Origin of the sequence: Amycolatopsis sp. NBC_01307 (assembly GCF_035975215.1) — a bacterium.
In the GTDB taxonomy this organism is placed as follows: Bacteria; Actinomycetota; Actinomycetes; order Mycobacteriales; family Pseudonocardiaceae; genus Amycolatopsis.
Genome location: NZ_CP108403.1, coordinates 3,292,367 through 3,314,504 on the forward strand (window position 1 = coordinate 3,292,367; position 22,138 = coordinate 3,314,504).

At 73.1% G+C, this 22,138-nt stretch carries 20 protein-coding genes; 11 read left to right on the forward strand and 9 right to left on the reverse strand.

All coding sequences use genetic code 11. The annotated features are described in order from the left end of the window. Positions 1–115 precede the first annotated feature (115 nt). Entirely contained in the window at positions 116–1,750 is a 1,635-nt protein-coding gene (locus OG439_RS13570; RefSeq protein ID WP_326949724.1) for an ABC-F family ATP-binding cassette domain-containing protein, read from the forward strand. Positions 1,751–1,819: 69 nt separating this feature from the next. Here OG439_RS13570 and mshC read toward each other — a convergent pair whose 3' ends face one another. After that, positions 1,820–3,058, reverse strand: a complete 1,239-nt coding sequence (gene mshC, locus OG439_RS13575; RefSeq protein ID WP_326949725.1) for a cysteine--1-D-myo-inosityl 2-amino-2-deoxy-alpha-D-glucopyranoside ligase — start codon at positions 3,056–3,058, stop codon at positions 1,820–1,822. A 70-nt stretch (positions 3,059–3,128) separates the two neighbouring features. Beyond that, complete coding sequence (locus OG439_RS13580) at positions 3,129–3,887, reverse strand: MerR family transcriptional regulator (protein ID WP_326949726.1); 759 nt, start codon at positions 3,885–3,887, stop codon at positions 3,129–3,131. A gap of 127 nt (positions 3,888–4,014) precedes the next feature. Between OG439_RS13580 and OG439_RS13585 the strand changes: the two genes are divergently transcribed. Next, positions 4,015–6,312, forward strand: coding sequence for a tetratricopeptide repeat protein (locus OG439_RS13585; RefSeq protein ID WP_326949727.1), 2,298 nt, complete (start codon positions 4,015–4,017; stop codon positions 6,310–6,312). 18 nt (positions 6,313–6,330) lie between these two features. Here the strand turns inward: OG439_RS13585 and OG439_RS13590 are convergent, their stop codons facing one another. Next, positions 6,331–8,295 (reverse strand): VWA domain-containing protein, encoded by a 1,965-nt coding sequence (locus OG439_RS13590; RefSeq protein WP_326949728.1) that lies wholly within the window; start codon positions 8,293–8,295, stop codon positions 6,331–6,333. After that, a complete protein-coding gene (locus OG439_RS13595) occupies positions 8,292–9,689 on the reverse strand; it encodes an ATP-binding protein (protein ID WP_247051922.1) in 1,398 nt (465 codons plus the stop codon). Before OG439_RS13595 ends, OG439_RS13590 begins: the two co-directional genes overlap by 4 nt. Positions 9,690–9,789: 100 nt before the next feature. Between OG439_RS13595 and OG439_RS13600 the strand changes: the two genes are divergently transcribed. Next, a complete protein-coding gene (locus OG439_RS13600) occupies positions 9,790–10,590 on the forward strand; it encodes a hypothetical protein (RefSeq protein WP_326949729.1) in 801 nt (266 codons plus the stop codon). 4 nt (positions 10,591–10,594) lie between these two features. Here the strand turns inward: OG439_RS13600 and OG439_RS13605 are convergent, their stop codons facing one another. Next, complete coding sequence (locus OG439_RS13605; RefSeq protein WP_326949730.1) at positions 10,595–11,167, reverse strand: TetR/AcrR family transcriptional regulator; 573 nt, start codon at positions 11,165–11,167, stop codon at positions 10,595–10,597. Positions 11,168–11,214: 47 nt separating this feature from the next. On the opposite strand from OG439_RS13605, the gene OG439_RS13610 reads away from it, so the two are divergent. Next, positions 11,215–11,973 (forward strand): methyltransferase domain-containing protein, encoded by a 759-nt coding sequence (locus OG439_RS13610; RefSeq protein WP_326949731.1) that lies wholly within the window; start codon positions 11,215–11,217, stop codon positions 11,971–11,973. Here the strand turns inward: OG439_RS13610 and OG439_RS13615 are convergent. Beyond that, positions 11,970–13,013 (reverse strand): ferrochelatase, encoded by a 1,044-nt coding sequence (locus OG439_RS13615; protein WP_326951543.1) that lies wholly within the window; start codon positions 13,011–13,013, stop codon positions 11,970–11,972. The two genes, OG439_RS13610 and OG439_RS13615, sit on opposite strands and share 4 nt — an antisense overlap. 87 nt (positions 13,014–13,100) lie before the next feature. Between OG439_RS13615 and OG439_RS13620 the strand changes: the two genes are divergently transcribed. Beyond that, complete coding sequence (locus tag OG439_RS13620) at positions 13,101–13,682, forward strand: TetR/AcrR family transcriptional regulator (RefSeq protein ID WP_326949732.1); 582 nt, start codon at positions 13,101–13,103, stop codon at positions 13,680–13,682. Between the two features lie 68 nt (positions 13,683–13,750). After that, positions 13,751–14,917, forward strand: a complete 1,167-nt coding sequence (locus tag OG439_RS13625) for a Cmx/CmrA family chloramphenicol efflux MFS transporter (protein WP_326949733.1) — start codon at positions 13,751–13,753, stop codon at positions 14,915–14,917. A 61-nt stretch (positions 14,918–14,978) separates the two neighbouring features. Here OG439_RS13625 and fabI read toward each other — a convergent pair whose 3' ends face one another. From fabI to OG439_RS13640, 3 genes are all read right to left on the reverse strand, one after another. Beyond that, complete coding sequence (gene fabI / locus OG439_RS13630; protein WP_247051927.1) at positions 14,979–15,746, reverse strand: enoyl-ACP reductase FabI; 768 nt, start codon at positions 15,744–15,746, stop codon at positions 14,979–14,981. Positions 15,747–15,781: 35 nt separating this feature from the next. Beyond that, positions 15,782–16,486 carry a beta-ketoacyl-ACP reductase gene (locus OG439_RS13635; RefSeq protein ID WP_326949734.1) on the reverse strand — a complete coding sequence of 235 codons (705 nt, stop codon included), beginning with the start codon at positions 16,484–16,486 and terminating at the stop codon, positions 15,782–15,784. 277 nt (positions 16,487–16,763) lie between these two features. After that, positions 16,764–17,018 (reverse strand): hypothetical protein, encoded by a 255-nt coding sequence (locus tag OG439_RS13640; RefSeq protein WP_326949735.1) that lies wholly within the window; start codon positions 17,016–17,018, stop codon positions 16,764–16,766. A 54-nt stretch (positions 17,019–17,072) separates the two neighbouring features. Between OG439_RS13640 and OG439_RS13645 the strand changes: the two genes are divergently transcribed. From OG439_RS13645 to OG439_RS13665, 5 genes are all read left to right on the forward strand, one after another. Beyond that, on the forward strand, positions 17,073–17,675 hold the full coding sequence (locus tag OG439_RS13645; protein WP_326949736.1) for an XRE family transcriptional regulator: 603 nt from the start codon (positions 17,073–17,075) through the stop codon (positions 17,673–17,675). A gap of 112 nt (positions 17,676–17,787) precedes the next feature. Next, positions 17,788–19,125 carry an MFS transporter gene (locus tag OG439_RS13650; protein WP_326949737.1) on the forward strand — a complete coding sequence of 446 codons (1,338 nt, stop codon included), beginning with the start codon at positions 17,788–17,790 and terminating at the stop codon, positions 19,123–19,125. Positions 19,126–19,132: 7 nt separating this feature from the next. Then, the gene (locus OG439_RS13655; protein WP_326949738.1) at positions 19,133–19,801 is read left to right on the forward strand and encodes a response regulator transcription factor; all 669 of its coding nucleotides are present in this window, start codon (positions 19,133–19,135) and stop codon (positions 19,799–19,801) included. A 3-nt stretch (positions 19,802–19,804) separates the two neighbouring features. Next, positions 19,805–21,193, forward strand: coding sequence for a sensor histidine kinase (locus OG439_RS13660; protein WP_326949739.1), 1,389 nt, complete (start codon positions 19,805–19,807; stop codon positions 21,191–21,193). Then, positions 21,190–22,134, forward strand: coding sequence for a TAXI family TRAP transporter solute-binding subunit (locus OG439_RS13665; RefSeq protein ID WP_326949740.1), 945 nt, complete (start codon positions 21,190–21,192; stop codon positions 22,132–22,134). Before OG439_RS13660 ends, OG439_RS13665 begins: the two co-directional genes overlap by 4 nt. Positions 22,135–22,138: the final 4 nt, after the last annotated feature.

The window sequence follows — 22,138 nt, forward strand, 5'->3', positions numbered from 1 at the left end:
GAACTGATCGCGCCCATCCCGCTTCCGAGGCGGCACCCGGTCGAGCCGACGCTCCCGCGTGCCACGACGCCCGGCGGGATATCCGCATCTTCTCCTCCGGGCTCGGTGATCGCGCATGTCCACTCCCATTTTTCCGTTGCTGGCCAAGGACGTCGTCTTCGGCTACGGCACCCGCGTGGTGCTCGACGGCGTCTCGCTGACCGCGTCCGCCGGCCAGCGCCTCGGCCTGGTCGGTGAGAACGGCACCGGCAAGTCCACCCTGCTGCGACTGCTCGCCGGGCTCGAAGAACCCCGCTCCGGCGAGGTCCTGCGCGGTCCGGACGTCGGGTTCCTGCTGCAGGAACTGCCTTTCACGCCGGACGCGACGTTCGCCGACGTCGTCGACGACGCCCTCGCCGAGATCCGCGCCGCCACGGTCCGGCTCGACGAGCTGACCACGGCGATGACCGCGCGGCCCGACGACGCGGCCGTGCTCGACGAGTACGGCCGGGTCCTGGAGTGGGCGCAGGCCCACGACCTGTGGGACGCCGACCGCCGCGCGAAGCTCGTCTGCGACGGGCTCGGCCTCGGTGGCATCGAGCCGGACCGGCGCCTCGGCACGATGTCCGGCGGGCAGCGCTCGCGGCTCGGGCTGGCCGCGCTGCTGATCCGGCGGCCGGAGACGCTGCTGCTGGACGAGCCGACCAACCACCTCGACGACGCCGCGATGGAGTTCCTGGAGCGCCACCTCGCGGAGCTGACCGGGGTCGTGGTGCTGTCCTCGCACGACCGCGTCTTCCTCGACGCGGTGTGCACGGACATCGTCGACCTCGACCCGGCCGCGGCCGACAGCCAGGCCGGCGGCGCCGTCCGCTACGGCGGCAGCTACACCGGCTACCTCGGGCACAAGAAGGCCGAGCGGGCGCGCTGGGAGCAGCGCTTCGCCGACGAGCAGGAGGAACTGAAGGAGCTGCGCGAGACGGTCGCCGTCACCGCGCGGAACGTCGCCTACGGCCGGGCGCCCCGGGACAACGACAAGTTCATCCACCACTTCAAGGGCGCCCGCGTCCAGAAGACGATCTCACGGCGGGTGCGCGACGCCGAGCAGCGGCTCGTGCACCTCGAACGCGACCAGGTGCGCAAACCCCCGGCGCCACTGCGGTTCCGGGCCGCGTTCACCGGCCGCTCGGCGGGCGACGGCCCGGCGATCTCGGTGCGGGAGCTGGACGTCCCGGGCCGGCTGCACCTGCCGCGCCTCGACGTCGACGGCTCGGCCCGGCTGCTCGTCACCGGCGGGAACGGGGCCGGGAAGTCGACGCTGCTGTCCGTCCTGGCGGGACAGCTGACGCCGGCGGGCGGCACGGTCCACTTCGGACACGGGGTGCGCGTCGGCCTGCTGGAGCAGGACGTCGTGTTCCCGGACCCGGCGCGGACCGCGCACCAGGTGTACCGCGACGCGCTCGGCGAGGACGCTCCCCCGCTGAGCCGGCTGGGCCTGCTGGCCTCCCGCGACCTGGGACTACCCGTCGGCGCGCTTTCGGTCGGTCAACGCCGCCGGCTGGCGCTGGCGGTCCTGCTCGCCGAACCGCCGGACGTGCTGCTGCTGGACGAGCCGACGAACCACGTTTCGCTGACCCTGGCGGAAGAGCTGTTCGCCGCGCTCGACACGGCACCGGGCGCCGTCGTCATCGCGTCCCACGACCGCTGGCTGCGCCGGGACTGGGCGGGCGACCACCTGGAGCTGGCCGCTGGCCACCCCGCCGCGGTATAGGCCGTTATACACAGTCCGTGAATGCCACATTGAGGGACACTATGTCCCTCAATGTGGCATTCACGGCTTTCAGAGGGTGATGCCGAGCAGGGCGTCGACCGCGATGCGGATCAGGCCGGGGGCCGTGGGGTCGGTGCCGTCGCGGCGTAGCGCCTCGTTGGCCCACGAGTCGATCGCCGCGAGGGCCTTCGGCGTGTCGAGGTCGTCGGAGAGGTGGTCGCGCAGCCGCGTGATCGTGTCCTCGGCGGCCGGGCCGGTCGCGAGGGAGACGGCCTCGCGCCAGCGGGCCAGCCGCGTCTGGGCCTCGGCGAGCAGGGAATCCGACCACGGGCGGTCGCCGCGGTAGTGGCCGGCGAACAGGGCCAGCCGGATCGCACCCGGGTCGACCTTGTCGGCGCGCAGCCGTGAGACGAACACCAGGTTCCCGCGCGACTTGGACATCTTCTCGCCGTCGAGCCCGATCATGCCGGCGTGCACGTAGTGGCGGGCGAACTGGCCGTCCTTGGCCACCGCCTCGGCGTGCGCCGCGCTGTACTCGTGGTGCGGGAAGATCAGGTCGGAGCCGCCGCCCTGGAGGTCGAAGCCGAGGCCGAGGCGGTTGACGGCGATCGCGCTGCACTCGATGTGCCAGCCCGGGCGGCCGGCGCCGAGCTCGGACTCCCACGACGGCTCACCCTCGCGGGCGACCCGCCACAGCAGCGCGTCCAGCGGGTGGCGCTTGCCCACCCGGTCGGGGTCGCCGCCGCGCTCGGCGAAGAGCTTCGCCATGGTCTCGGCGTCGTAGTTGGACTCGTAGCCGAACTTCCCGGTCGCCGTGTGGTCGAAGTACACGTCCGGGTGGTCGGCGTCGTCGGCCCGGTACGCGCTGCCGTTGGCCAGCAGCTTCGCGATCACCTCGACGATCTCCGGGATGCTCTCCACCGCGCCGACGAACTGCTTCGGCGGGATCACCCGCAGCGCGGTCATGTCCTCGCGGAACAACGCCGTCTCGCGCATGCCCAGCACGACCCAGTCGTCCTGGTCGCGCGCGGCGCGCTCCAGCAGCGGCTCGTCGATGTCCGTGACGTTCTGCACGTAGTGGACGTCGTGCCCGTTGTCCCGCCAGATCCGGTTCACCAGGTCGAAGGCGAGGTACGTCGCGGCGTGCCCGAGGTGCGTGGCGTCGTAGGGCGTGATGCCGCAGACGTACATCCGGGCGGTGGCGCCGGGTGCGGTCGGGCGGATCTGCCCGGTGGCCGTGTCGTGGAGCCGCAGCGGGCGGGGGGTGCCGGGGATGCGGGGCACGTCGACCGATGACCAAGTCTGCATACCCTCGACTGTAAGCGTTCCTCCCGCCACCCTCCCGCCCGGTGGGACACGTCCCCCACCCGGGGCAGTGCTAGCCCCGGCGCACCGCGTTCGCCCTGATGGCGTCGCGGACGAACGCGCCGGCGCCTGAGCGCTGCTCGTCCTCGCGGACCAGGAAGCCCAGCTGCACCGGTTCGGTGACGTACAGCTCACCGATCCGTTGCTGGGTCTCGTACGAGCACTCCCCCATCGCCCGGCCGAGCATCACCCGGTGCTCCTCGGCCAGGTCCATGGCCTCGGCGCTGTCCGGCGCGGCACCGGCGTCGAGGACGGCGTTCAGCCGGCCCACCCACTCCTGCCGCGCCGCCTCGCCCGCGGCCAAGTCCTCCTTGGACAGTGCCGGCGCGCCCCGCCACTCGGGCGTGCTCCCCCAGCGCTGCGCCGCTTCCTCCGCGTAACCGTCCGGCTCCTGGAAGCCACCGAACACTTCGAACTTCTCCTCGGGCGTCAACGCGTTGCCCATGGCTCTCGCCTCCATCACACGATCGACGGCCGCGACCATCCGCCCCAGCTCGCCCATCCGCGCCACCAGCAGCTCCCGCTGCCGTTCGAGGTGCGCGTCGGCGTCGATGCCGGGGTCGTCGACGAGGGTCGCGATCGTCTCGAGGGGAAACCCGAGCTCCCGGTAGAACAGGATGCGCTGCAGCCGGTCGAGGTCGTCGTCGCCGTAGCTGCGGTACCCCGACGCCGTCCGCCCGCTCGGGCGGAGCAGGCCGATCTCGTCGTAGTGGTGCAGCGTCCGGACGGTGACCCCGGCGAGTGCGGCGACCTTGCCCACGGGATGCCCCATCGTTTCCCCTCCTCTGCGGCCGGTGTGGCCCTTGCCCGGACCACGGTGGTGCCTCACGCGACGTCAGGGTCAAGCGTCACCCTTCCGTAGCCCGCCCCGCGCCGCCCGCGCGGTTAACCTGACTCGGGTGAAGGCCGAGGTGACGCTGGGTGTCGCGGGTGCGGTGATCGCCTTGGTCGCGGCGCTCATCGCGTACCTGCGGCTGCGCCGGACCCCGGCCCGGGACCGGCCTTCGCCCGCGGTCACCCGGCTCGTCCTCGGCGACCTCCCCCGTGCGCCGCTCTCGGCGGTGCGCCGCGGCCCGCTGCTGGCCCGGATCGACGACGCCTTCGACGGCGGCGGGTTCTGCGTCCTGCTCGGCGGGCGCGGGGCCGGCAAGACCCACCTCGCCGCCGCGTACGCCCACGCGGCCGCCGCCGACGGACGGTCCACGGTGGTCTGGGTCAGCGCCGAGGATCCCGCGAACATCGTCCGGGCGTACGCCGAACTGGCCCGCCGGGCCGGGCAGGCCGACGCCGTCGTCGACGCCGAAGCCGCCGCGCGCACCGGGATGGCGTGGCTGGACACCGTCGAGCGGCCGGTCGTCGTGTTCGACAACGCGACCGATCCCGACGCGCTCAACCGGTGGCTGCCCGCCCGCGCCCGCGTGCTCGTCACGAGCACCGTGCAGGCCTTCGAGATCCTCGGCGGCACCGTCGCGGTCGGCGGGTTCGACGAGGACGAGGCCGTCGGCTTCCTGTGCGCGAGGTCGGGCCGGGAACCCGATGAGGCCGCGGCCGGCGTCGTGCGCGAGCTGGGCGGCCTGCCGCTGGCGCTCGCCCAGGCCGGCGGGGTCATCCGGCGGCAGCGCCTCACGTTCGCGACCTACCTGGAACGGCTGTCGCACGCGCCGCTCAACGCGCTGCTGGAGCGGGTGCCCGGCGAGGGGTACCCCGCTCGCGTCGAGGACACGGCGCTGGAGTCGCTGCGGGCGGTGACGGCCCGGGACGGGCGGGCGCGGGCGATCGCCGAGTTCGTCGCCCTCCTCGCGCCCCGGGGCGTCCGGCGCGAGCTGGCGCACCGGCTCGGCCCCGATCCGGTCGCGGTCGACGCCGCGCTCGGGGCCCTGACGGGCGCCTCCATCGCCGGCTTCGACGTCAGCGGCGAGATCATCACCATGCACCGGCTCACCCAGCGGGCCGTCCTGAGCCGGCTGCACGCCGAGGAACGCCTGGCGGCCACCCTCGATCGGGCCTTCGACGCGCTGGAGCAGGAAACCGGGGGCTCGGACGAGAGCGACGGCTCCGCACCCGACGACCTGGCCGAGCACGTCGGCGCGGTGTGGCGGACCTTCCGCGCGCTGCCGTCGGTCGAGCTGACGCCGCGGCTCGAGCGGATCCTGCGGCTGCGGCGCTGGTCGGTGGGCCACCTCGCGGCGGCGGGCGCCCTCGCCGAAGCGCGGGCGCTGGGGCGGGAGGTGCTGGCCGACCACGACGCCTACCTGCTCGCCGGGCACGCCGACGTCGACCGCGCGGTGCGATCGCTGCGGCTGGTCTGCGTCCGCGGCGAGCGGACCGGCGAAGCGGTGGCCCTTTCCGAGCGGCTCGTCGAGCGCCGGACCCGCTGGTACGGCGAGGACGACGTGCGCACGCTCGGCGCCCGCAATTCACTCGGCTACGACCACGAGTGCCACGGGCAGCTCGACCGGGCGATCGCCGTGCACCGCGGCAACCTCGCCGACGTGGTGCGGGTGGCCGGGCCCGACCACCAGACGGCGCTCCACGCCCGGGTCAACCTCGGCAGCGCGCTCCGGTCGGCCGGTGAGCTCGCGGCGGCGGTGCCGGTGTTCGAGGAGAACCTGCGGGAGAACGTCCGGGTGCACGGGCCGGATCACCCGTCGACGGTCAACGCACGGGGCGAGCTGGCCCGCACCTACGTCCGGTGCGGGCGGGTCACCGAGGGGATCGCGCTGCACGAGGAGAACGCGGCCCGGACCGACACGCCGTGGTGGGGGCAGTACCGCGCGGCCGCCTACCAGGCCGCCGGGCGCCACGGCGACGCGATCGGGCTGCTGCGGCGGCTGCGCGACACCGCCGAGCGCGAGCAGCCGGCCGACAGCCTCGAAACGGTGCGGGTGCGGCTCTTCCTGGCCCGGGCGCTGCTGGACGCCGGGAAGGCCAAGGAGGCGCTGGAGCTGTTCGAGCGCACGGCCGGCGACCGGACCCGGCTGCTCGGCCCGGACCACACGGGCACGCTCAACGCCCGGCGCAACCTCGGCCTGGCGTTGGCGCGGGCCGGCAAGCCGGGCCCGGCACGCGAGACGCTCACCGCCGTCACCGCCGACTACCAGCGAGTGCTCGGACCGGCGCACCCGTACAGCCGGCAGGCCGGGCGCGATCTCGCCGGGCTGACGGCGCCGGTCCGGCACCGCCGGGTGCGCCGCTAACCGGACCCGGCGGTGTCGTCAGCGGCGCCGGGTGCGCAGGTAGTCGCCCACCACCGCCGCGCCCAGGCCGTCCAGGTCCGGGGCCACCACCCGGCCGCCCGAGCGGCGGGCGATGACGTCCACGAACGCCGTCAGCCGCGGGTCGTCGCCGAGGCGGAACACCGTCACCGACGCACCCAGCTTGGCCAGTCGGTCCACTTCGGACAGTGTCTTGTGGAGGGTCTGCGGCTGCGGCGGGTAGTCGAAGACGGCCTCGCCGTCCGGTTCCAGGTGCGCGGTCGGCTCGCCGTCGGTGACCATCAGGACCACCGGCTGGGCGTCGGGATGACGGCGCAGGTGGCGCCCGGCCAGCAGCAGCGCGTGGTGGGCGTTGGTGCCCTGCTCCCACGCGCCCTCCAGCCCGACCAGCTCCGGCAGCTCCATCGACGTCGCGTAGCGGCCGAAGGTGATCAGCTGCAGCGCGTCGTTGCGGAACCGGGTGGTGATCAGCTGGTGCAGCGCCAGCGCGGTGCGCTTCATCGGCAGCCAGCGGCCCTCCGAGACCATCGACCACGACGTGTCGACCAGCAACGCCACCGCGGCCCGGGACCGGTGCTCGGTCTCGACCACTTCGACGTCCTCGACGTCCAGCCGGACCGCGGACTCCCCCACCGACACCGAGCGCAGCACGGCGTTGCGGATCGTCCGCGGCACGTCCCAGGGCTGCATGTCCCCGAACCGCCACGGCCGTGACGCGCCGGTCGGCTCGCCCGCCGCGCCCGCCGACTCGGTCTCGCGGTCGCCGGACTTGCCGCGCAACGCGTTCACGATGTCCGACAGCGCCGTCTCGCCCAGGCGCCGCAACGCCTTGGGCGACAACCGGAGCGACCCGTCGGCGGCGCGTTCGAACAGGCCCTGGCGGCGCAGCTCACGCTCCAGTTCGGACAGTCGCCGGGCGTCGACGCCGGCGTCCTTGCCGAGCTGGCTCTCGAGCGCTTCCAGGTCGATGTCGTCCAGGCTCGCGCCGGGGTAGGACTGGCCCAGCTGCTCGGCCAGCGCGTCCAGCTCGGCGAGGTCGGCCATCGCCTGGGCGCCTTCACCCATGCCGAGCGGGTTCTTGCCGCGGAAGCGTTCCGACGACGTCCAGTCCTCACCCGGCCGGGCCGCGCGCAGCTGGGCGTCCAGATTGGACAGTTGCTGCGCGAGACGCGGGTCGCCGAAGGCCTGCTGGGTCAGCTCGGCCAGCTCCGCGCGCTGCTCGGCGGACATCGAGTTGAGCATCCGCTGGGCCGCGGCGGACCGGGCCGCGAGGGCGTCGATCAGCTCTTCGACGTTCTGCGGGTTCTCCGGGAAGTACTCGCCGTGCTTGCCCATGAAGTCGTCGAAGCGCTCCTGGATGTCCTCGGCGCCCTGGGCGTGCGCCGAGAGGAGATCGTTGAGATCCGAGAGCATCTCGTTGATCCGCTCGACGTCCTCGGGCCCGGCGTTCTGCAGCGCCTGCTTCATGCCCTGGAACCGGGACTCCATCAGCTCCTGGCCGAGCAGGTCACGGATCTTCTGGTAGTTCTCCCGGCCCTGTTCGGAACGCCAGTCGTACTCGGACAGCTCGTTGACGGCCGCGGCCGTGCCGGGCGGCAGGGCGTCCAGCTGGGCCTCGCGGAAGCGGGCGTCGTCGTCCGGGTCGGGGAACAGCTCGCGCCGTTCGGCTTCGAGGGCGTCCTGCAGGAGGCGCTGGACCTCCTGCAGGGTGCCGTCGAGGTTGTTGCGCCGCTGGATCTGCGAGCGGCGCTGCCACAGGCGCCGGGTCAGCTCGTCGAGCCCCGAGGTGCGGTCGGTGCCCCGGCGCAGCAGCTCCTCCAGCGCGGCGCGCGGGGACGAGCCGGCCATCACGTCGCGGCCGATCTCGTCGAGCGCGTCGTGCAGGTCGGCCGGCGGCGCGAGCGGGTCCGGCCCGTCGTGGAACGGGCCGTAGGAGTAGCCGTCGGGGAGCGGGACCGCGGTCATCGGCCGTAGACGGTGGTCGTGTCGTCGGAGTCCTTGGCGAGCCGTCGCGCCAGGAACAGCGATTCGAGGGCGAGTTCGACGGCGGCCGCGATCCGGCCGGCGGGTTCGTCGGGCGAGACGCCGGCGCGCGCGGCGACCTCGTGCAGAACCGGCAGCTCCGGCAGCGCCTTGAGGACGTCCTCGCCCGGCACGCGCTCGCCGGTGGCGACGAGGTGGCCGTCGGCGACCGCGTCGGCCAGCGGGCGCAGGTCGAGGCCGGCGAAGCGCTCGCGGGCGGTCTCGGCGATCGCCCGGCGCAGCAGGTGCACGAGGTGCTCGACCTCGCGGCCCTCCTCGCCCGGCTCGAACTCGATCTTGCCGCGCAGCACCGACGGCACCGCGTCGAGGTCGACCGGCCGGGCCACGGCGGGTTCCTCGCCGGTCAGCGCCGAACGGCGCAGGGCCGCGGCCGCCACGGTCTCGGCCGCCGCGACGGCGAACCGCGCGGAAACACCGGAGCGCTGGTCGATGACCGGCGACTCGCGGAGGTTCCGGACGAACCGGGCGATGACCTCCAGCAGCGGCTCGCCCACTTCCGCGACGAGGTGGGCCTCCTGCCGGACGACGGCGACCTCGGACTCGACGTCCAGCGGGTAGTGCGTGCGGATCTCGGCGCCGAAGCGGTCCTTCAGCGGGGTGATGATCCGGCCGCGGTTGGTGTAGTCCTCGGGGTTCGCGGTGGCGACGAGCAGGACGTCCAGGGGCAGCCGCAGCGTGTAGCCGCGGACCTGGATGTCGCGCTCCTCCATCACGTTGAGCAGCGCGACCTGGATGCGCTCGGCGAGGTCGGGCAGCTCGTTGATGGCGACGATGCCGCGGTGGGCGCGCGGGACCAGGCCGAAGTGGATGGTCTCGGGGTCGCCCAGGCTGCGGCCTTCGGCGACCTTCACCGGGTCGACGTCGCCGATCAGGTCGCCGACCGAGGTGTCCGGCGTGGCCAGCTTCTCGGTGTAGCGCTCGGAGCGGTGGCGCCAGGCCACGGGCAGGTCGTCGCCGAGCTCGGCCGCGCGCCGCAGCGACGCGGGCGTGATCGGCTGCAGCGGGTGCTCGCCCAGCTCGGAGCCCTCGATGACGGGCGTCCACTCGTCGAGGAGCCCGGAGAGGGTGCGGAGCAGGCGGGTCTTGCCCTGGCCGCGCTCGCCGAGCAGGACGACGTCGTGGCCGGCCAGCAGCGCGCGTTCGAGCTGCGGCAGCACCGTGCGGGAGAACCCGACGATGCCCGGCCAGGCGTCGACCCCCGTGCGGAGGGCGGTCAGCAGGTTGTCGTGGATCTCTTGCGCGATGGGCCGCGGCTCGTACCCGGCCGCGCGCAGGGCCCCGGCGGTGCGGGGAAGATCGTCTGGAACTACGTTCACCCGTTCGACGCTACTGCCGGATCGGCGGCCCGTCGATGTGGAGCGACTCCAGCGTGGGCGCACTGCCGGGTTGCGGAGCGGCCCGGTAAAATAGGGCGTCGTGTGCCGACCCAGTGCGACCTTCGCCGTCTGGTCCAGCGCGTGGCTGAACGGAGCCGCCGCGTCCGACGATGTGCTCGACGCCCTGCTCGCGTGGGGTGAGGCGCACGACGTCGTCGCCGCCGACGCGGCCGCCGCGGAGGCGTTCGAGCTCCCGCTGGCCTTCAACCGCGCGGCCACCCCGGTCCAGTTGCTGATGGCCCTGCGTTCGCAGGGAGCGAAAAGCATGCGGCTGGTCCTCCCCGTCCCGGGTGACGTCCGGGGCCTCGGGGGCGGCGGCCCGTTCACCGAGGCGGCGTTGCGCGCCGGTGACGCGGTGGTGCTGCCCGAACTCGGCTACGGGATCGTGCCGGAGCCGGTCGCCGAGGGCCTGATGCGCTGGACGGTGTTCTCGCTCGTCCCCCTGGCCGCCCCGCCGGAGTACGTCGCGCTGGGCGAGGCCGAGCACGGCCTGACCGACGCGATCCGCGCGAGCGCCGGCGCGCTCCAGACGTTGAACGTCGCCAGCGACCGGCCCGGAGTGCGCGCGGAACTGTCCGCCCACCTGCGCTCCCGCCCGGACGTCGACTGGCCGGCGGGCACACCCGGCCGCGCGCTGCGGGTGCTGCAGCGCGCCGAGGAGATCGCGGCGATCCTGGTGATCGCCCAGACGGACGACCCGGGTGGCGCGCTGTCGGCGTCGGCGTCGAACCTGCGGGCCCAGGCCCTGCGGCCGCTGTCGGACGCCGTGCGGATCGCTCGCTGCGCCGCCGTCAACGAGGCCGTGCGGGTCTTCGCGGAACAGACCGCGCGCGAAGGCTGACGCCTCAGCGGTTCGTGTCGGCCGTGATGTGCTCGAACAGACCCGGCCGGATGCGGGTGCGCACGCCTTCGGCCCACGGCTCGGCCAGCTCCTCGACGTCGAGGGCGGCCGCGGTGTTGAGCAGCATGCCGAAGGCCAGGAACGACTTCACCGTCACCGGGTCGAGGCCCGTCGGATCGGCCACGGTGTCCCACATGCGGGCGAACCGCGTCCGGACCAGGTCGCGGACCTCGCTGTCGCCGCACGCGGCGAAGCCCTGCAGCTGCAGCAGGAGCGTCGTGCGGTCGGTAAGGGACTCGTAGTAGCGCGCGCCCATCCGCGTCAGCGCGGCCAGGCCCTCGGTGCCCTCGGCCGCGGCGGCCATGCCGTCGCTGAACCGGTCGAAGGCCGTGCCGACCAGCTCCAGGAACAGCGCCTTCTTGGTCCCGAACATCCGGAACACGTAGGCCTGCGTGATGCCCGCTTCGTGCGCTATCGCGTCGACCGAGGCGCCGTGGAGCCCGTGGTTCGCGAACTCCCCCGCCGCGATCCCCAGTACCTGGGTCCGTCGTTCCGTTCCGCTCATGCGTGTGGCCACGGCGCCTAAGTTACCAGTAACTAACTACTAACTGATACCGTGGCGCCATGGTCGAGGACACCTGGGCCGCACTGGCCGACCAGTTCGCCGACGGCGCTTACGCCACCGCGAAGGGGCGCGTGCGCACCTACGTCATCCACCGGCAGCTGCTGGAGCACCTCCCGGCCCCACCGGCCCGGGTGCTCGACGTCGGCGGCGGCGCGGGACACCAGTCGCTCCCGCTGGCCCGCGCCGGCTACGACATCACACTGCTCGACCCGTCACCCGCGATGCTGGACAAGGCCCGGCAGCGGCTGCCGGAGGACGTGACGTTCGTGGAGGCCGACGGCGCGGACGCCGTCGAGGCGGTCGGCGGCAGGCAGTTCGACGCCGTGTTGTGCCACGGCGTGCTCGGCTACCTGGCGGACCCGGAACCCGTGCTCGACCAGCTGTGCCGGTGCGCCGCTCCCGGTGGGCTCGTCTCGATCATGGCGGGCAACGCCGACGCCGCCGCGGTGCGCCCGGCCATGGAACGACGGTGGGAGGACGCGCTGGCGGCGTTCGACACCCGCGCCGAGATCGGCGTGCTGGGCCTGCCGACCCGCGCCGGCACCGTCGACGAACTCAGCGAATCACTGCGCCGCCGCGGTGTGGAACCCCTGCAGTGGTACGGAGTCTGGCTGTTCGTCGACTGGCTCGACCTCAGCGGCGCCGACCTCGATCCGGCCGACACCGAACGCGTGGCCGCGGTCGAACTCGAAGCCGGCCGGCGGGACCCCTACCGCCGGCTCAGCCGCGTCTTCCACCTGGTGGGGCGCAAAAGCTAACGGCCGGGACGCTTCGCGGGCTCGCAGCAGCCGATCGCGCACGGCGCGCCGTTGACCGTGCAGCCGCCCGCCGGGAACGGCGACAGCTTGCGCGGCGCCACGTCGTGCGTGTGCTCGCGGATCAGCTCCACCACCAGCTCGGCGAACCGCGGGTCGCTGCCCGCCGTCGCCGCGCGGGCGAACGCCATGCCGTGCTCCGCCGCGCGTTCGGCCGCTTCGTTGTCCAGGTCCCAGATCACCTCGAGGTGGTCCGAGACGAACCCGAGCGGTGAGACGACCACTCCGGGCACTCCCGAAGCGTGCAGCGCGTCGATGTGGTCGACGATGTCCGGCTCCAGCCACGGCACCTGCGGCGGCCCGGACCGCGACTGCCAGACGACGTCGTAGGTCTCGACGCCGGCTTCGGCCGCGACGAGCCGGGCGGCCTCGGCGATCTGGCGCGAGTAACGACGGCCGCCCTCGGCCGGCGGGCCGGACGCCTTGTCCGCGCTGTCCGGCACCGAGTGCGCGGTGAAGACGGTGCGGATGCCCGGCACGTTCCCCAGCGACGCGTGGGCGGCGCGGACGCCGTCGGCGATCGCCGAGACGAACAGCGGGTGGTCGAAGAACTGGCGCAGTTTCACCATTTCGGGGGCATTTTCGCCGACCGCGGCGCGAGCGCGTTCGATGTCCTCGTCGTACTGGCGGCAGGCCGAGTAGCCGCCGTAGGCGCTCGTGGGGAAGACCAGGATCCGCTGCGCGCCGGCCGCCGTCAGCTCGCTCAGGGTCGCTTCGACCATCGGGTGCCAGTTGCGGTTGCCGAAGTGCACCGGCAGGTCGACACCGGCGGCCGCGAGCTGCTTCTCGACCGCGGCGATGGCGTCGCGGTTCAGCTTGTTGATCGGCGAGACCCCGCCGAAGTGCTGGTAGTGCTCGGCGACCTCCAGGAGCCGCTCACGCGGTACCCCCCGGCCCCGGGTGACGTTCTCGAGGAACGGCATGACGTCGTCAGGCCCTTCCGGACCGCCGAACGAAAGCCACAGCAACGCGTCGTATCCCACCTCGGTCATCTTGCCGCTGTGGCGCCCCGCACGCTGACGCGGGCCGGTTATGAATCGACCAGTCCAAAACCCTGGTACGGTGATCCCATGGCCAGGCCACGGGAGTTCGACGAGTCCGCCGCCGTCGACAGCGCGATGCACGCGTTCTGGGAACACGGCTACGAGGCGACGTCGACGCAGGACCTGTGCGAGGCCACCGGGCTGGGCCGCAGCAGCGTCTACAACACCTTCACCAGCAAGAAAGCCCTGTTCGAGCGGTCGCTGACGCACTACACCGACAGCCAGCTCACGGCCCGGCAAGCACTCCTCGAGGGCCCGGGCACGGCCGCCGAACGGCTCACCGCGCTCTTCACCACGACCATCGACGCCGAACTCGAGCGCGACCGCCGCGGCTGCCTGGTCGTGAACACCCTCGCCGAGCTCGGCATGCCGGACGACGGCATCGGCGCCGCCCTGCGCAGCGACACCGAGCGGAACCTGGCGATGCTCGGCCAGTGCGCCCGGGAAGGCGTGCTCGACGGCAGCCTGCTCCCCGGCCGGGATCCGGCCGACGTCGCGCAGTTCGTCCTCAACACCGTCACCGGCCTGAAGGTGATGTCCCGGCGCGGCACCAGCCGCGAGGCGATGTACGCCGTCGCCGATCTCGCCCTGTCCGCGCTCGTCGCCTGAACCCGGGCCCCTTTCGGCAGAAACGTGCCCATGTTTTGTACTGACCAATACACAACCAAGGAGAACCCGTGCCCCTGGCCGTCTTCGTCCTCGGGCTCAGCGTGTTCGCGCTGGGCACGTCCGAGTTCATGATCACCGGCCTGCTCCCCGGCATGGCCACCGACCTCGGCGTGAGCATCCCCGACGCCGGCCTGCTGATCTCCGCGTTCGCCATCGGCATGGTGATCGGCGCGCCCCTGCTGGCGATCACCACGCTGCGGCTCCCCCGCCGCCGGACGCTGCTGGTGCTGCTCGCGGTCTTCCTCGGGGCGCACGTCGTGGGCGCGCTCGCCACCGGGTACGCGCTGCTGTTCGCGACGCGGGTCGTCGCCGCGCTCGCCTGCGCGGGCTTCTGGGCCGTCGGCGTCGCCACGACGATCGCGCTGGTGCCGGTCGAGCGGCGCGGCCGCGCGATGGCGGTGCTGGTCGGCGGGCTGACCGTGGCGAACGTCGCCGGGGTGCCCGCGGGCACGGTCATCGGGCAGCACGCGGGCTGGCGGACGGCGTTCTGGGCGGTCGCGGCGGTGACGCTGCTGGCGGCGGCCGGCGTCGCCGCGCTGGTGCCCGAAACGACCGGCGGCGGGATGAGCGTCCGGTCCGAGCTGCGGCTCTACCGGCGCGGCCGGGTCTGGCTCGCGCTCGGCGTGATCGCCTTGTGCCAGGCCATGATCTTCGCCGCGTTCAGCTACCTCGCGCCCCTGCTGACCGAGACGGACGGCCTGCCGGAATCCTGGGTCCCGGGCGTCCTCGCGCTGTTCGGCGTCGGCGCGCTCATCGGCATCACGGCCGGCGGGCGGCTGGCCGACCGGCACCCGTTCGCCACGCTCTACAGCTGCGTCGCGCTCGCGCTGGCGGCCCTGCTCGTGCTGGCCCTGACGACCGACGCGGTGGTCGCCGTCGCGGCCGTGCTCGTCTTCGGCGCCGCCGGGTTCGGTGCCAACCCGGCGCTGAACGTGCGCACCTACGCCGTGGCCGGGAACGCCCCGACACTCGTGGGCGCCAGCACGACGGCGGCGTTCAACGTCGGCAACACCGCCGGGCCGTGGCTGGGCGGCGTCGCGATCGGCGCCGGGCTGGGCTTCCCGAGCGTCGCGTGGACGGGCATCGCCCTCGGCGCGGCGACGGTCGTCGCCCTCACGGTCGCGGCCGCCGTCCAGCGCGCCGACGACCGCCGCCCGGTCCCGGTCGCGGCCTGAAAGCCGTGAAGGCCTCCTTCCCGGCCATAAGAGCCGGTAAGGAGGCCTTCACGGACAACGATCAGATGCCGAGGGCGTGGACTCCGCCGTCGACCATGATCATCGAGCCGGTCGTGGCCGGCAGCCAGTCCGACAGCAGCGCGCAGACGCTCTTCGCCGTCGGGTCCGGGTCCGAGCTGTCCCAGCCGAGCGGCGCGCGGTCGCCCCAGCCGTCTTCGAGGTCCGAGAAGCCCGGGATCGACTTCGCGGCCATCGTCTTCATCGGGCCGGCGCTGACCAGGTTGACGCGGATGCCCTGCGGGCCCAGCTCCTTGGCCAGGTAGCGGTTGACCGACTCCAGCGCGGCCTTCGCGACGCCCATCCAGTTGTAGACCGGCCACGCGACCCGGGCGTCGAAGTCCATGCCGACGATCGACGAACCGCGGCCCAGCAGCGGCAGGCACGCCTTCGACAGGGACATGAACGAGTACGCCGAGACGTCCACGGCGACCTTGACGTCTTCCGCGGGAGCGTCCATGAACGGCGCGCCGAGGCAGCTCTGCGGGGCGAAGCCGATCGAGTGCAGCACGCCGTCGAGGCCGTCGACGTGCTCCCGGACGTTGTCCGCGAGACCGGCCAGGTGCTCCTGGTTGGTGACGTCGAGCTCGATCACCGGGGCCGGCTCGGGCAGCCGCTTCGCGATGGTCTTGACCAGCGACATGCGGCCGAAGCCGGTCAGGACCACCTTCGCACCCTCCTGCTGCGCGATCTTGGCCGCGTGGAAGGCGAGCGAGGCGTCGGTGATGATGCCGGTGATCAGCAGGCGCTTGCCTTCGAGCAGTCCGGGCACAGGTCCTCCAAGTCTTGTTCGGGTGTGAAGCGAGGTCAGTGGCCGAGGCCGAGGCCGCCGTCGACGGGCAGCACCGCGCCGTTGACGTAGCCGGCGTCGTCCGAGGCCAGGTACCGCACGGCGGCGGCGATCTCCGACGGCTCGGCGTACCGGCCGGAGGGCACCTGCGCGAGGATCTGCTTCTTGCGGTCCTCGGGCAGGTCGTCGGTCATGTCGGTGCGCACGAACCCGGGCGCGATGACGTTCGAGGTGATGTTGCGGGAGCCGAGCTCACGGGCCAGCGAGCGCGCGAAGCCGACCAGGCCCGCCTTGCTCGCCGCGTAGTTCGCCTGGCCCGCGGAACCGGAGAGGCCGACCACCGAGGAGATGAAGACGAACCGGCCCCACTTGCCGCGCAGCATGCCGCGCGACGCGCGCTTGGCGACCCGGTAGGCGCCGGTCAGGTTCGCGTTGATGACCCGCTCGAACTGGTCGTCGCTCATCCGCATGAGCAGGGTGTCGTCGGTCAGGCCGGCGTTCGACACGAGCACCTCGACCGGGCCCTGGTGTTCTTCGACGAGCTTGAACGCCGCGTCGATCTGCTCGGTGTCGGTGACGTCCGCCTGCACCCCGAAGAGCCCTTCGGGAGCCCCGGACCCACGGTGCGTGACGGCGACCTGGTGGCCCTGTTCGGCGAGATCCCGGGCGATCGCCAGACCGATGCCCCGGTTGCCCCCGGTGACCAAGACCGACCGTCCCACAGCGTTCTCCCTCTTTCGACCGTGCGTGAGTGACGGCAAGAGGCTATCGGCAGGCCACTCCGGCCGCGCAGCCACGCCCGCCATACCTGCAGGTAACCGCCGTCATCGGAGCCGGGTGTCGGCAACACCACACGACAGGCGCGCGCTCCGGCCAGCGGAACGTGAGTGCGGCGGGCGGGTACCGGCCGGTAGGTCGACGGAGCGTGACGTCGCGGCTGTCGATGCGTTGTTGCTTACACTTTCCGCGACAGTGCGACGCAGACCACAGCGCGAGCCTTCAGCACCGCCGCGCGACCGGGCTCGGCGCGATGCCGCGCTCGCGCTGGTAGACGACCTCGCCGCGTGGGCACTGGTGCGGGTCGCCGCGCGCCCGGCGTTCCGACAGCACCGCGAACGTCACCACGCCCTCGGCACCGCACATCATCGACAAAGGCTCGCCAGGCACCGGGATGCCGCGCACCCACGTCCGGTGCCACAGCCCGTCGATCACGGGATGGATCGCATCAGGATCGATGTGAATCACTGCGGACACGACTTCTCCCTGACGGTGCGGCATGTCTGTAACATCGCCAGCACAGCGAGTGAGATGAAGTCGCTGCTCGGCATGGTCGAGACCGGCCGGCGCACGGCTTCGGTCGACCTGATCGAGGCGTACGAGCACGTCCTGGGGGTCGACATGTGGCGCAAGGACATCACGCACTCGAACCTGCTGATCGTCGACAAGGCAAGCCGGGTGGCGCTGCTCGCCGGGGTCGAACGAGGCGACCCCGGTCCCCTGCGGAACACGCCCACGGCGCACCGGACCGACGTCAGCTTGGGCAGCGTCGTCTCCGGGAAAGCCGCCGACTGGTTCCGGAGATGGGCCGTCGAGGGTGATACCGCGACGCTGCGGACCAACTCGGTGAGCGTGATCGCGAAGCTGCCGGGCCAGGAGAACGCCGACCTGGTCGTGCAGGTGCTGGAGAACGATCCGAAGGTCCGACGCTTGATCGTCGCGAGCGAGATCTCGCGGCTGACCCAGCTCGACTGGACGGTCGCGCTCCAGGGCGCCGACGACCCGACGACGATCCCCGATCCGCGGAAGCTCGCGCCGAAGCTGGCCAAGGGTGCGATCGACCCGAAGGGCACCGAGGCGCGCTGGGCGTGCACCTACCTGTTGTCGCGGATGGTGCCCGTCCTGGGCCGGTAGCCCGGCCCGGGCGATGCGCGGATGTGTCCTAAGCGGGTGTAAGGAACCCTTCTCCGGCCTTGCTGGTCGTCTCGCGGTTGGTCACCGTGAGTCGCAACACAGGAGGTCGACGATGACTACCCGGATCAACGGCACCGGCGCCGCGGGCGTGAGCGAGAAGCGCGTGATCGGCAACGTGCTGCGCGGCTCGATCGGCAATCTGGTCGAGTGGTACGACTGGTACGCCTACGCGGCGTTCACCACCTACTTCGCCAAGTCCTTCTTCCCCACCAGCGACACGACGGCGGCGTTCCTCGGCACCGCCGCGGTGTTCGCCGTCGGGTTCCTCATGCGGCCGCTCGGCGGCTGGATGCTCGGGCGGTTCGCCGACCGGTTCGGCCGGCGCCGCGCGCTGGTGCTGTCGGTGACGCTCATGGCGGGCGGCTCGCTGCTGATCGCCGTCACCCCCGGCTACCAGACCATCGGGATCGCCGCGCCGATCCTGCTGCTCGTCGCGCGGCTGATCCAGGGCCTCTCGGTCGGCGGCGAGTACTCCACCTCGGCGACCTACCTGTCCGAAGTGGCCACTCCCGGCAAGCGCGGCTTCTACTCCAGCTTCCAGTACGTGACGCTCTACGGCGGCCAGCTGCTGGCGCTCGGGCTGCAGCTGATCCTGCAGGCGCTGCTGACCGAGCAGCAGCTGACGGCGTGGGGCTGGCGGATCGCGTTCGGCGTCGGCACCGTCGCCGCGCTCAGCGTGATGTGGCTGCGCCGCGGCATGGACGAGTCCGAGAGCTTCACCAAGGAAGCCGGCCAGGCCTCCGGGGAACGCGGCACGTTGCGCGCGCTCGCCAAGTACCCCAAGGAGATCGCGCTCGTCGTCGGCCTCACCCTGGGCGGCACCGTGGCGTTCTACACCTTCGCCACCTACAGCCAGAAGTTCCTCGAGAACACCGCCCACATCCCGCGGCGCACGGTCACGATCATCCTGTTCTCGGCGATCCTGCTGGCGGCGATCCTGCAGCCCCTCGCGGGCAAGCTGTCCGACCGGATCGGCCGCCGGCCGCTGCTGCTGTTCTTCGGCATCGCGGGCACGCTGCTCACCGTCCCGATCATGACGATCATGGGCTCGACGCGGAACCCGGTCGGCGCGTTCTTCCTCGTGCTGGCGGGGCTGGTGGTCGTCGCCGGGTACACGTCGATCAACGCGATCGTGAAGGCCGAGCTGTTCCCGACGAAGATCCGCGCCATCGGCGTCGGCCTGCCCTACGCGCTGACCGTCGCGATCTTCGGCGGCACCGCCGAGCTGATCGCGCAGGCGCTGAAGAGCGCCGGGCACGAGTCGGTGTTCTTCTTCTACGTCGCGGGCTGCGTCCTGGTTTCCCTCGTCGTCTACGGCACAATGCGGGAGACCTCGAAGAGCTCGGAGCTGGAGGAACGGCCGGATCCGGTGGCCGCGGGCGAGCGCTGAGAAAGGGATGGCCGTGCGCGTGCTCCTCGTCGAAGACGACGCCGGGGTCGCCGGCGCGCTCGCCGAGTCGCTGCACGCGCGCGGCCATCCGGTCACCAGCGTCGGCCGCGGCGCCGACGCCCTGCACCGCCACCGCGACGCCGACCTCGTCCTGCTCGACCTGGGCCTGCCCGACATCGACGGCCTCGACGTGCTGCGCAAGATCCGCGCGGTCTCGCCGGTGCCGGTCATCGTCCTGACGGCCCGCGGTGACGAACGCTCGGTCGTGCGCGGCCTGCGCCTCGGCGCGGACGACTACCTGACCAAACCCGTGCGGCTCGCGGAACTGCTGGCCCGGATGGACGCCGTCGTGCGGCGCGCGGTCGCCCGGGACGCCCCGGCCGGCGACGTCGTGCACGTCGAGGACGTCGAGATCGACCTGGCCGCCCGCCGGGTGCGGGTGGCCGGCGCCGACGTCGCGCTGACCACCAAGGAGTTCGAGATCCTGGCGGTCCTCGCCAGCCGCCTCGGCACCGCGGTCAGCCGCCAGCAGCTGATGGACGAGGTCTGGGGCGACGCCTACCTGGCGGTGTCGCGCTCGCTCGACGTCCACCTCACGGGCCTGCGCGCGAAGCTCGACCGGCCGGGCCTGCTCACCACGATCCGCGGCTTCGGCTACCGGCTCGGCCGGGACTGAGCAGTGCGCACCCGCCTGCTGGTGGTCCTGGTCGCCCTGGCGCTGGCGGTGGTGGCCGCGTTCGCCGTGCCGCTGCTGCTCTCCACGGCCGAGCAGCGCACCCAGGAGCTGATGATCTCCCGCACCGCCGACGTCGACCGGTTCGTCGTGCTGGCGCAGCAAGCGGTCGACACCCGCGATCCGGCCGCACTGGCCGCCGACGCGACGCGCTACACCGACCTGTACGGCGAAGGCGTGGTCATCGTCGACGCGCGGCGCCTGCCGCTGGTGCAGGCGGGCGGGCTGACCGCGACCGACCCCGCCGTCCACGCGCTGGTCGAGGCGACCATGCGCAACGAGCCCGGCCCGCGCGTCGACCGGCTCGGGCCGTTGTCGACCGAACCGGCGTACTTCGCACGGCCGGTCGGTACCGGGACCCGGGTGGCCGGCGTCGTCGTGCTGCGGGCGTCGGTGACGGCGGCCGCCGCCGACGTCGCCGCCCGCTGGGGCACCATCGCCGCCGGCGCGCTCCTGGTCGCCGTCGTGTTCGTGCTGCTCGCCGTGCTCCTGGCCCGGTGGATGGTGCGGCCGCTGCACGAACTGGAGACCGGCGTGCTGGCCGTCGCCGCCGGGCACCGCGCGCACGTCCCGGAACGCGCCGGGCCGCGGGAGCTGCGGTCGCTGGCCGGTGAGGTCAACCGGATGTCCGAGGCCGTGCTGGAGGCCGCCGACCAGCAGCACCGGCTGGTCGCCGACGCCTCGCACCAGCTGCGGAACCCGATGGCCGCGCTGCGCCTGCGCGTCGATTCCCTGGCGGGCCAAGCGGAAGGCGCCACCTACCGGGCGACCGTGGCCGAGGTCGAACGCCTCGAGAAGCTGCTGGACGGCCTGCTCGCGCTCGCCCTCGCCGAAAGCACCGCGACCCGCGTGGCGGCCGGGGCCGCGGACGAGCCGTGCGACCTCGCGTCCGTGCTCGCCGAGCGCGTCGACGCCTGGCGCCCGGCCGCCGACGACGCCGGGGCGGCGCTCGTCCCGCCGCCGGGGCACGACGAGCCGGTGACCGTCCGCTGCCCGGAGGGCGAGCTCGCGCAGATCCTGGATGTGTTGCTGGACAACGCCGTCCACTACGCGGGCCGCGGCGCGAAGATCACCACGGACTGGGAAGCCGGCGCCGAAACGGCGACGCTCGTGGTTCGCGACGACGGCCCCGGACTGTCCACTGAGGACCGAGCCCGGGCGACGGAACGGTTCTGGCGCGCCGGTGGCGAAGGCGCCCCCCGCGGAACCGGGCTCGGCCTCGCCATCGCGCACCAGCAGGTGCGCACCCGCGGCGGCGTCCTCGAACTGCGCCAGGCCGAACCGCACGGCCTCGAAGCCCGCGTCACACTGCCGCTCGCGCAGGAGGAGCCATGACGCTCACCCGGCGCACCGCCCTGCTCGGCGGCCTCGGCCTCGCCCTGGCCGGGTGTTCGTCGTCCGGGTACGCCGGTCCCGAGCGAACGCTCACCATCGCCGCCGGCGAGCGCGGCGGCTTCTACCTCGCCTTCGCCGAGCTGCTGGCGGCAGAACTGAGCCGCGCCGAACCGCGGCTGCACGCCACCGCCGTGCCGACCGAGGCGAGCGTCGCCAACGTCGAACTCGTGCGCGGCGGCCGGGCCGACCTCGGGCTGGTGCTGGCCGACGTCGCGCAGACGGCGCTCGGCGGCGGCGCGCCGTTCACCGCGAAGGTGCCGCTGCTCGCCCTCGGCCGCGTCTACGAGAACTACCTGCAGCTCGTGGTGCGCGCGGACGGGCCGGCGCACCGGCTCGCCGACCTGGCCGGCCGCCCGGTGTCGCTGGGCGCGGGCGGCTCCGGCGCGGCGCAGCTGGGCGAGCGGCTGTTCGCCCGGGCCGGAGTCGTCGTCGACGCCCGGCACCTGCTGTTCGACGACGCCGTCCACGCGCTGGCCGACCGGCGGATCGACGCGATGCTGTGGTCCGGCGGCGTGCCGACCCCGAAGCTCGCGGACCTCACCCGCACGACGCCGATCGCGCTGCTGCCCCTCGACGCGCTGGTCCCCGCGCTGCGCACGACCTACGGGCCGGTGTACGACCAGGTCCAGGTCCCCGAAGGCGCCTACCGCGGCGTCGGCGCGCTCGGCACGATCGGCGTCGCGAACCTGCTGGTCTGCTCCCCCGCCCTCCCCGACGACGTCGCCGCGGCGGTGGTCCGGCTCCTCGTCGAGCGGGCCACGGACCTGGTGCCCGCGGAAGCCGTCGGCACGCAGTTCCTGGACGTCCGGACGCTGATCGGCACCCAGCCGGTGCCGCTGCAGCCCGGCGCGGCCACGGCGTACCGCGTGCTGCACGGCTGAACCC

What these genes read in the sequence shown, in the direction of transcription:
- OG439_RS13570 (WP_326949724.1), top strand. Translation starts at nt 116, where the DNA reads ATGTCCACTCCCATTTTTCCGTTGCTGGCCAAGGACGTCGTCTTCGGC.
- mshC (WP_326949725.1), bottom strand. Translation starts at nt 3,058, where the DNA reads ATGCAGACTTGGTCATCGGTCGACGTGCCCCGCATCCCCGGCACCCCC.
- OG439_RS13580 (WP_326949726.1), bottom strand. Translation starts at nt 3,887, where the DNA reads ATGGGGCATCCCGTGGGCAAGGTCGCCGCACTCGCCGGGGTCACCGTC.
- OG439_RS13590 (WP_326949728.1), bottom strand. Translation starts at nt 8,295, where the DNA reads ATGACCGCGGTCCCGCTCCCCGACGGCTACTCCTACGGCCCGTTCCAC.
- OG439_RS13610 (WP_326949731.1), top strand. Translation starts at nt 11,215, where the DNA reads ATGGTCGAGGACACCTGGGCCGCACTGGCCGACCAGTTCGCCGACGGC.
- OG439_RS13620 (WP_326949732.1), top strand. Translation starts at nt 13,101, where the DNA reads ATGGCCAGGCCACGGGAGTTCGACGAGTCCGCCGCCGTCGACAGCGCG.
- OG439_RS13645 (WP_326949736.1), top strand. Translation starts at nt 17,073, where the DNA reads ATGAAGTCGCTGCTCGGCATGGTCGAGACCGGCCGGCGCACGGCTTCG.
- OG439_RS13650 (WP_326949737.1), top strand. Translation starts at nt 17,788, where the DNA reads ATGACTACCCGGATCAACGGCACCGGCGCCGCGGGCGTGAGCGAGAAG.
- OG439_RS13655 (WP_326949738.1), top strand. Translation starts at nt 19,133, where the DNA reads ATGGCCGTGCGCGTGCTCCTCGTCGAAGACGACGCCGGGGTCGCCGGC.
- OG439_RS13665 (WP_326949740.1), top strand. Translation starts at nt 21,190, where the DNA reads ATGACGCTCACCCGGCGCACCGCCCTGCTCGGCGGCCTCGGCCTCGCC.